This window comes from Rhodopseudomonas sp. WA056, from assembly GCF_010906995.1.
Classification (GTDB): Bacteria; Pseudomonadota; Alphaproteobacteria; order Rhizobiales; family Xanthobacteraceae; genus Rhodopseudomonas; species Rhodopseudomonas palustris_G.
The window spans coordinates 1-8740 of sequence record NZ_QPFS01000162.1 but is presented as its reverse complement, the minus strand read 5'-3'; the positions used below and the strand labels follow the sequence as shown (position 1 = coordinate 8740).

At 67.1% G+C, this 8740-nt stretch carries 9 protein-coding genes; 3 read left to right on the top strand and 6 right to left on the bottom strand.

Going from position 1 to position 8740, the window contains the following annotated elements:
• A partial coding sequence (locus tag DU475_RS21855; protein ID WP_246700391.1) for a hypothetical protein occupies positions 1-366 on the top strand: 366 nt, incomplete at its 5' end.
• Between the two features lie 116 nt (positions 367-482).
• Entirely contained in the window at positions 483-2840 is a 2358-nt protein-coding gene (locus DU475_RS21850) for a TonB-dependent receptor (protein ID WP_164633317.1), read from the top strand.
• A gap of 121 nt (positions 2841-2961) precedes the next feature.
• Here the strand turns inward: DU475_RS21850 and DU475_RS21845 are convergent, their stop codons facing one another.
• The 3 genes from DU475_RS21845 to DU475_RS21835 form a co-directional block, all read right to left on the bottom strand.
• On the bottom strand, positions 2962-3477 hold the full coding sequence (locus DU475_RS21845; protein ID WP_041808073.1) for a GNAT family N-acetyltransferase: 516 nt from the start codon (positions 3475-3477) through the stop codon (positions 2962-2964).
• 60 nt (positions 3478-3537) lie between these two features.
• Positions 3538-5190: a mechanosensitive ion channel family protein gene (locus DU475_RS21840; RefSeq protein ID WP_164633318.1), complete on the bottom strand. Its 1653-nt coding sequence runs from the start codon at positions 5188-5190 to the stop codon at positions 3538-3540.
• Between the two features lie 255 nt (positions 5191-5445).
• Complete coding sequence (locus DU475_RS21835) at positions 5446-5934, bottom strand: NUDIX domain-containing protein (protein ID WP_164633316.1); 489 nt, start codon at positions 5932-5934, stop codon at positions 5446-5448.
• Between the two features lie 135 nt (positions 5935-6069).
• Here DU475_RS21835 and DU475_RS21830 point away from each other — a divergent pair, with 135 nt between their 5' ends.
• On the top strand, positions 6070-6951 hold the full coding sequence (locus tag DU475_RS21830) for a metallophosphoesterase family protein (RefSeq protein WP_164633315.1): 882 nt from the start codon (positions 6070-6072) through the stop codon (positions 6949-6951).
• A gap of 41 nt (positions 6952-6992) precedes the next feature.
• On the opposite strand, the gene DU475_RS21825 is transcribed toward DU475_RS21830, so the two are convergent.
• The 3 genes from DU475_RS21825 to DU475_RS21815 all read right to left on the bottom strand — a co-directional run.
• Positions 6993-7544, bottom strand: a complete 552-nt coding sequence (locus tag DU475_RS21825; protein WP_164633314.1) for a hypothetical protein — start codon at positions 7542-7544, stop codon at positions 6993-6995.
• Positions 7545-7806: 262 nt separating this feature from the next.
• Positions 7807-8022: a DUF4170 domain-containing protein gene (locus DU475_RS21820; protein ID WP_013504258.1), complete on the bottom strand. Its 216-nt coding sequence runs from the start codon at positions 8020-8022 to the stop codon at positions 7807-7809.
• Positions 8023-8046: 24 nt separating this feature from the next.
• The coding region (locus DU475_RS21815; protein ID WP_164633313.1) for an isocitrate lyase at positions 8047-8740 on the bottom strand (694 nt) is incomplete at its 5' end.

Below are 8740 nucleotides of genomic sequence, written 5' to 3'. Positions count from 1 at the left end.
GGGATGAGCTGGGCGCGGGCGAACATCGGATGGGGGGCAAGGCTGGCGCTGATCGCGCTGGCGCTGCAATTCACCCTGTCATTCGGCCACATCCATGGCCTGGAAGCGGTGGCGACGGCGATCGTCGAAGCCGCGGAGACCAACAGCCCGGCCGAACCGGATAACGATCGTCATCACGGCGCGGCCGCCGATCTGTGCGCGATCTGCGCCGTCACGGCGATGGCCGGCTCGGCGCTGGATGCCGCGCCCCCGACGCTGCCGCAGCAGCAGGCACACGCCATCCACTACCGCCTGGCCGCATCCGGCATTGTCGAGCCGTCCGCTCCGCCCGGCGCATTCCAGCCCCGCGCGCCCCCGCTGTCCTGACCTCGATCCCTCGTGAACATCGCGCCACGCCGCAAAACGGCGCTGCGCGGCCTCGTGATCGATCTGCGTCACCGCAGATCCCGGCTCACTGTGAGCCGGACAGTCAGGACCGAACCATGTCATCTCGTTTCAAGACCGGGCTTCTGCTCGGCACCGCAACGCTCGCCGTCTACAGCGCCGGTGCTCCGGTCGCTTTCGCGCAATCCGCCACCACCCTGCCCGAGGTCACCGTGACGGCGCCCAGCCCGATCGTGCGCCGTCATCAGGCGGCACCGCAGCAGCGCCCGGCCGCCCGCGTCGCCACCACGACGCGCCAGCGCGGTCCCGCCCAGCCCGAGACGCCCCCGGTGGCGCAGACCGCACCGGTGGCGCAACCCGGCATCCTGCCGATCGTCACCGACCAGTTCGCCACCGTCACGGTGGTGCCGAACGAGGAGATCCGCCGCAACGGCGGCGGCACGCTCGGCGACCTGCTCGGCAACAAGCCCGGCATCACCGGCTCGCAATACGCGCCCGGCGGCGCCAGCCGGCCGATCATCCGCGGCCTCGACGTCAACCGCGTCAGCATCATCGAGAACGGCATCGGCAGCAACGGCGCCTCCGACCTCGGCGAAGACCATTTCGTGCCGGTCGATCCGCTATCCACCAACCAGATCGAAGTGATCCGCGGCCCGGCCACGCTGCGCTACGGCTCGACCGCGATCGGCGGCGTCGTCAGCGCCACCAACAACCGCATTCCCGATGCGCTGCCGCCGTGCGCGCAGCCGTTCCAGAGCTACGGCCTGCCGGCCAAGGCGCCGACGCTGATCGGCGGTGCCGGCTGCATGAACGGCGAAGTCCGCAGCGCCGTCAGCTCGGTCGATCGCGGCGTCGAAGGCGCAGTGCTGCTCGATGCCGGCGGCAAGAACGTCGCGGTCCATGCCGACGTCTACGGCCGCAACGCCGGCGACTACAACGTGCCGAGCTATCCCTATGCGGCCCCCGGTATGCCGTTCAACGGCCGCCAGCCCAACTCCGCCGCCACCGCCGCGGGTGCCTCGATCGGCGGCTCGTATCTGTTCGACGGCGGCTTCATCGGTGCGTCGATCACCCAGAACAATTCGCTGTATCGCATCCCCGGTGTGGAGGGCTCGGAGGTCGGCACCCGGATCGACGCCAAGCAGACCAAGTTCAACGCCAAGGGCGAATATCGCCCGGATGCGGCAGCGATCGACGCGATCCGGTTCTGGGTCGGCGCCACGGACTACAAGCACAACGAGGTCGGTCAGGCCACCGCCGGCGACCCGACCACCGATGGCGTGCGCCAGACCTTCACCAACCGCGAGCAGGAAGGCCGCCTCGAAGTGCAACTGGCGCCGTTCAACGCCGGCTTCGCGGCGGTCACCACCGCGGTCGGCGTGCAGGCCGGACATCAGGAACTGACCGCGCCGAGCCCGGACGATCCGGGCAGCCCGCTGAACGGCCTGTTCGACCCGAACAAGAACACCCGGGTGGCCGGCTACGTGTTCAACGAGCTGCAGTTCACCAACACCACCAAGGCGCAGGTCGCCGGCCGGATCGAGCACGTCGAACTGTCCGGCTCGACGCCGTCGTTGATTCCGGAAATCTTCGACCTCAACAGCGACCCGAGCGCGATCGGCCCGGCAACCCAGCGCAACCTGTCGTTCACGCCGAAGAGCCTGAGCCTGGGTCTGATCCAGGCGCTGCCGTGGGGCCTGTCCGCCAGCATCACCGGACAATACACCGAGCGTGCGCCGAAGCCCGCCGAGCTGTTCTCGCGCGGCGGCCACGACGCCACCGCGACCTTCGACATCGGCAACCCGAACCTGAAGATCGAAACCGCGAAGTCGGTCGAGGTCGGACTGCGCCGCGCCGATGGTCCGTTCCGGTTCGAGATCACCGCCTACTACACGCAGTTCAGCGGCTTCATCTATCGCCGCCTGACCGGCAATACCTGCGAGGAGGTGGAGTGCGCGGCCGGCGCCGGACTGGAACTCAATCAGGCGATCTATTCGCAGCGTGACGCCACCTTCAAGGGCGGCGAATTCCAGAGCCAGCTCGACGTCGCCCAGCTCTATGGCGGCACCTTCGGCATCGAGAACCAGTTCGACATCGTGCGGGCGACTTTCGCGGACGGCACCAACGTGCCGCGGATTCCGCCGATGCGCGTCGGCGGCGGCCTGTACTGGCGCGACGCCAACTGGCTGATGAAGGTCAACCTGCTGCACGCCTTCGCGCAGAACGACGTCGCCCCGATCGCCGAGACCACGACGCCCGGCTACAACCTGCTGAAGGCCGAGGTGAGCTATCGCACCAAGCTCGATCCCAATGTCTGGGGCGCGCGCGAAATGCTGGTCGGCCTCGTCGGCAACAATCTGCTGAACGAGGACATCCGCATCGCCACCTCCTACAGCAAGGACAACGTGCTGATGCCCGGCATCGGCGTCCGGGCCTTCGCCAACGTGAAGTTCTGATCCACCGAAGTCATTCCGGGGCGCTCGCGTCAGCGAGCGAACCCGGAATCCAGAAGTTGTTGCAAAAAGAGATTCCGGGGTTCGCTGCTCCGCGGGCCCCGGAATACGCTGGGCAGTGAGCTTACGCCCGCGCCCTGCTCCAGTCCGGGCGGATCGGGCCGCTGACGCCATCGAACGCGCCCTCGACCAATTCGGCGACCAGCAGGCGGCCGTAATCGACCGGTCCCGGCATCGTCACCCTGCCTTTCGGAATCTTCTTGAAGCCGGCCCGGCTGTAATACGGCTCGTCGCCGACCAGCACGATCAGCTTGTGGCCCTGCGCCCTGGCATCCGCCAGCGCGCGTTCGAGCAACAGCCGACCGACTCCGCGCGAGCGGAACGGCGGCTCGACCGTCAGCGGACCGAGCAGCAGCGCCGGGGTATCGCCGATCGTCACCGGCAATTGCCGCACCGAGCCGACCAGCAGCGTGCCGATCCAGGCGGTGAACGACAGCTCGGCGATGTGGTCGACATGCTCGCGCAACCGATAGGCGCTGAGCACGAAGCGGCCGGGCCCGAAGGTACGCTCGTGCAGCCGTTCGATGGCGTGCGCGTCGTTGGGGGCTTCGGGCAGGATGGTGAGTTTCAGATCGGACATGACGGAGGCGAGATAGCACCGCCTCCGCATCAGGTCCATCGCCGGCAGACTGCTCCCGGCCTAAACCCGTTGAGGCGCGGCGGCGGGCGTGACGCCGTCGGGACCGCCGGCAGGTTGCGTGGCATCGGCCTCCTCCGTCGGCACCGCGACGCCCTTGTCACGGGTGACATAGACTGTCTGCGACGGGAAGGCGAAGCCGCTGCCGGCCTCCGCAACCAGCTCCATGATCCGCAGGTTCAGTTCTTCCTGGACCTCCAGGAATTCGTCCATGCTCACGGCGTGGACGTAGGAGAAGATCTCCACCCTGAGCGAAGTCGCCCCTAGCCCGATAAATCGGACCCGCGCGGGATCGTCGTCGACTTTGGGATGATCGAGCAGCATTTGCCGGAGGGAGGCGATCAGCGCGCGGATCTGATCCGGCGTGGTCTCGTAGCGCAGGTCGAGAACCGGGTGAAACCAGAACTTGTCGCGCCGGCTGTAGTTTTCGATCTGCACCGCTGCGAGCTGGCCGTTCGGCACCGTGACGACGGTGCGGTCGAGGGTGCGGATGCGGGTCGACCGCATACCGATGTCCTCGATGGTGCCCATCGTCTCGCCGAACTTGCAGAAGTCGCCGACCCGCATCGGCTGGTCGGTGACCAGGGTCAGGCTGCCGACCAGGTGCTCGATGGTCTTCTGCGCACCCAGCGCGATCGCGATACCGCCGATACCGAGAGCGGCGAGACCGGCGGTGACGTTGTAGCCGAAAGCGTTGAGACCGGCGATGATCGCAAACGCGATGATGACGAACTTGACGCTGCGGCGGATGAAGGTGACCGCCGACAGCATCGACAACCTGCCGCGCAGCGTCATGCGGTCGATCGCGAATGCGGCGAGCGCATCGACGACCCGCCAGACGATCCACGACAGCGCGACCCAGGCCAGAAACTCGGTGACGCCGGACATGTGCTGGCGCGCCACGATCGAGACGCCGGCCAGAACCATCGCAACCCGCAGCGCCCAGGCGGTCAGGAACAGCCGGACCGGCAGCGCCGAGGCGCTCAGCACGCGCCGGATCCGCGAGTCGCCGGACGCCTTGCGCAGCCGGAACACCAGCAGCCCCAGCGCGCCGGTGATCAGCCAGATCGCGCCATAGACCAAGACGGCGAGCACCAGCACGGCGAGCCAGTGCCCGACCGGCGCGCCGGCGATGCGGTATTCATCGCGCAGGGCGTAAGGCAGCAGCCTGTCGACCCAGCTCGACAGCACCGTGCGGGACAGTTCCGGCAGCTCGCTGACGGTGCGAGCCGACACCAGCCAGATCTTGACGCCGTCCTTGCTGTCGACCCGCTGCGCCAGCAGGTCGACCGTGCCGTGGTCGGTACGGACCAAGCCGAACTTCTCGAGGTCCGGGGCGAGGCCGTCTTCCTGGTCACCCTGCGGCTCCGAACTCAGGCGTAGCCGGGAATACAACAGGCCGCCGCGATCGAGGATACGCTGGAGCTGCTGCGCAACGCTTGGTCCCCAGGCATCCTTCTCCTGGCTGAGATCGAGATACATCGCGGCGCGTTCGTAGTTCTGCTCCGCGGCAGCAGCGATAAAGCCCGCCACCATGCCGGCCGGCGTCTCGCGGCCGAGCGGATCGGTCGGTGCCGGCGGCGCCGCCGGCGCCGCGGCGCTGCCGTTACCGTTGACGCCAGGAACCTGTGCCCATCCGGGGCCAGCGGCCAACATCGCGGCGACAACGATCAGAACTCGAACCAATGCACGTGCAGTTGACGTCAAAATCGATCCTCTCGCAGGAATACGGGATGAATGGTCGCGCTGGCGGCTTTCGCCCCGCCTTGGGCGAGGCTGACAATCCGAGACCATGACAATGCTGCACCGCCACTAGCGGCGAAATGGGCCATCTGTGTGGTCGCCAGTGTGTGGTCGCAAGACAAGCTGTGAAACGGTGGCGACACCAGCATTCGGGAACACGCGCTGAGGCTAGCGCCAGGTCGCGATTGGCGGTCTACCGCCGAGCACCTCGGCGATCCGCAACCGCGTCCCTGGCGTGGTTTCGGCCGGCAGCGCATCAGCCGCAAAGAAGCCGCTGGCGATGATCTCCCGGTTCGGCTCGGGCTGCCTGTCTTGCTGGTAATTCCGCACCACGTAAACGGCAACGTGATCGCGCGGCGACACATGGCTGTTGAGGAAAATGCCGTGCAGCACCGGCGCGCCGGTCAGCGCGATCCGGCCCTCCTCCATCAGCTCGCGGGCGAGCGCATCGACGAAGCTCTCGCCGACCTCGACGCCGCCGCCCGGCAGATGCCAACCGACGACATAAGAATGCTTGATCAGGAACACCCGGTCCTGGTCGTCCAGCACCACGGCGCGGGCCCCGAGCGTCATGCCGCGCGCGAATCGCCAATACAGATGAAACGCCCGTGTCAGCACCGGCTCGAACTTCAAACGTAGATTCTGAACCGCCGTCACCGCCGGACGTCCCTTCCGCCAAAGGCGCAGCGGAGGCTTGCGCCGGTCCGGCCAACTTGCCAAAACCGCAGAGGTTTTCACAGGCGGCAGTTCGCGACCGGCTCGCAATGTGCGGCGTCGCGACAGGATCGGGCGATGACCGTATTCACTCTGGCGCATCTGTCCGACCCGCATCTGCCGCTGCCGCCCAAGACCGGCCTGCGTCACCTCGCCTCCAAGCGCGCGCTCGGCTACTTGAACTGGCGACGCAACCGGCACCAGATCCACCGCCGCGACATCCTCGACAGGCTGGTCGCCGATCTGCAGGCGCAGCAGCCGGACCATATCGCGGTCACCGGCGATCTGATCAACATCGCGCTGCTGAACGAGTTCGCCCCGGCGCGGCAATGGCTGGAGAGCGTCGGGCCGGCCGACCGCGTCAGCCTGGTGCCGGGCAATCACGACGCCTATGTCCGCTCCACCGCGCACCGCTTCGCCGAGACGTTTCCGGACTACATCAGCGGCGACGACGCGGTGCCCGGCTTTCCGTATCTGCGCCGCCGCGAGGGAATCGCCATCATCGGGGTGTCGAGCGCGGTGCCGACCGCGCCGCTGCGCGCCACCGGCTGGCTCGGCGCGGCGCAGCGCACAGCGCTGGAGACGCTGCTGCAGAGCCTTTCCGGCGAGCGCGTGTTCAAGGTGCTGCTGATCCATCATCCGCTGCAATCGCGGTCGCGGCACAAGCGGTTGACCGATTCCGCGGAGCTGATCGCGCTGTTGCAACGGCATCCGGTCGACTTGGTGCTGCACGGCCACGACCACGTCCACGCCACGGTTCGGATCGAGACGCCGTCCGGCGCGATTCCGGTGGTCGGCGTGCCGTCCGCCTCGGCGATGAACGACCGTCACCGCCCGTCGGCAGCCTACAACCTGTTCAAGATCAGCGAAGGCAATGACGGTTGGCGCTGCGAGCACCGCGTCCGCGGCTTCCAGGCCAGCGAACAGATTGTCGACGTGCGCCCGCCCGAAATGCTGTAGCGCCGGGTGCCGCATACCGCGGCTGCCCGCCGCGCGCGGCGTCAGGAAATCCGCAGCGCCGCGAACAGCGCGAGGGCGAACAGCGCCAGCGCGCCGGCGACAAAGCCGAGTACGAAGGTCCACAATCCGCTGCGGCGCTGCGGCGCGGGCGGCGGCGGCGCGGCTTGGACCGGAGGCGCCGACAGCGCCCGCTCGCGTTCGACCAACCGGCGGGCCACATAGGCGGTCACCGCATCGACGATCCTGGCCGCCTCATGGGATTCGGCCAGCACGATTCGGCCGTAAGCGGTATCCTGGACGAAGCGGTAGATCCGCTTGTCGCGGCCCATCACCACATGGGCGACGACATCGATCCACAGCCGCGGCGTGTCGCCCTGGCTGATGCCGCGGTCGAACAGCTCGACCCCGGCCGGGATGTCGGCGAACAGCGGGTCGAGCGCTTCGCTCAGGATTTCGAGCCGGGCAATCTCGGCATCGCGCAGGTCGACGACCACGCCGGTGCGGTCGGCGGCCTCGATCCGGGCCTGCCGCAGCGCATCCTTGAGCCGCATCGGCCGCGCCGCCGTGCTTCCGGAGTTGTGAGCATCCGCCATTCTCGACTTCAGCCTCATGCTTGCCTGAGCCCGCCGCCGATTAACCTATCAGTAACCCTTCGGCCGCGAAAGCCGGTTGCGGATCAACCAGTTGGCTCATCCACGGCAGTCTGACGGATGTGCCACCGTCTGGTTTGAGGGGCCCAAAAACGACGATGGCGGCCCTGCCGGGTTGCCCCGACAGGACCGCCAAAGTCCTTGGACGTCTTCTATCTCGTCAGCTCGCCGGGCGGCGCGTGCACCGCCGCGGTTCAGGAGCGCATCAGGCCGGGGTGACGGCCCGGTTCGGCTCTTCCACGATCGAGAACCGCACGCCTGCGCGATGGCGATTCTCCTCGGAAAGGACCTTCCAGGCCTCTTCGGCCTCCTTGCGCGTCTTGAACGGACCCTTCACCTGGGCCGACCCTTCGACGAGCTTGTGGAAGTTCATCGAACCGAACTCGCCACCGATCACCCAGAAGTTGCTGCCCGCTGTCATGGTCCTTCTCCTGCTTCTTTCCGTTTAGCTGAACTGGTTCATCGTGTTGTGGGCACCGCCGGCCTTCAGAGCGGCTTCGCCAGCGAAGTATTCCTTGTGGTCGTCGCCGATATCCGAACCGGCCATGTTCTGATGCTTCACGCAGGCGATGCCCTGACGGATCTCCTGGCGCTGCACATTCTTAACATAACCCAGCATGCCCTGGTCGCCGAAATACTCCTTGGCGAGATTGTCGGTCGACAGCGCAGCCGTATGATAGGTCGGCAGCGTGATCAGATGATGGAAGATGCCGGCGCGCTTGGCGGCATCCGCCTGGAAGGTGCGGATCCGCGCGTCGGCTTCGATCGCCAGCGCGGTGTCGTCGTATTCCGCCTTCATCAGCTCGGCGCGGTTGTACTTGCTGACGTCCTTCCCTTCGGCCTTCCAGGCATCGTAGACCTGCCAGCGGAAGTTGAGCGTCCAGTTGAACGACGGCGAGTTGTTGTAGGCGAGCTTGGCGTTCGGGATGACCTCGCGGATGCGGTCGACCATGCCGGCGATCTGCTCGATATGCGGCTTCTCGGTCTCGATCCACAGCAGGTCGGCACCGTTCTGCAGCGAGGTGATGCAGTCGAGCACGCAGCGGTCTTCGCCAGTGCCGGGACGGAACTGGTACAGATTGCTGGGCAGACGCTTCGGACGCAGCAGCTTGCCGTTGCGGCTGATGACCACATCGCCG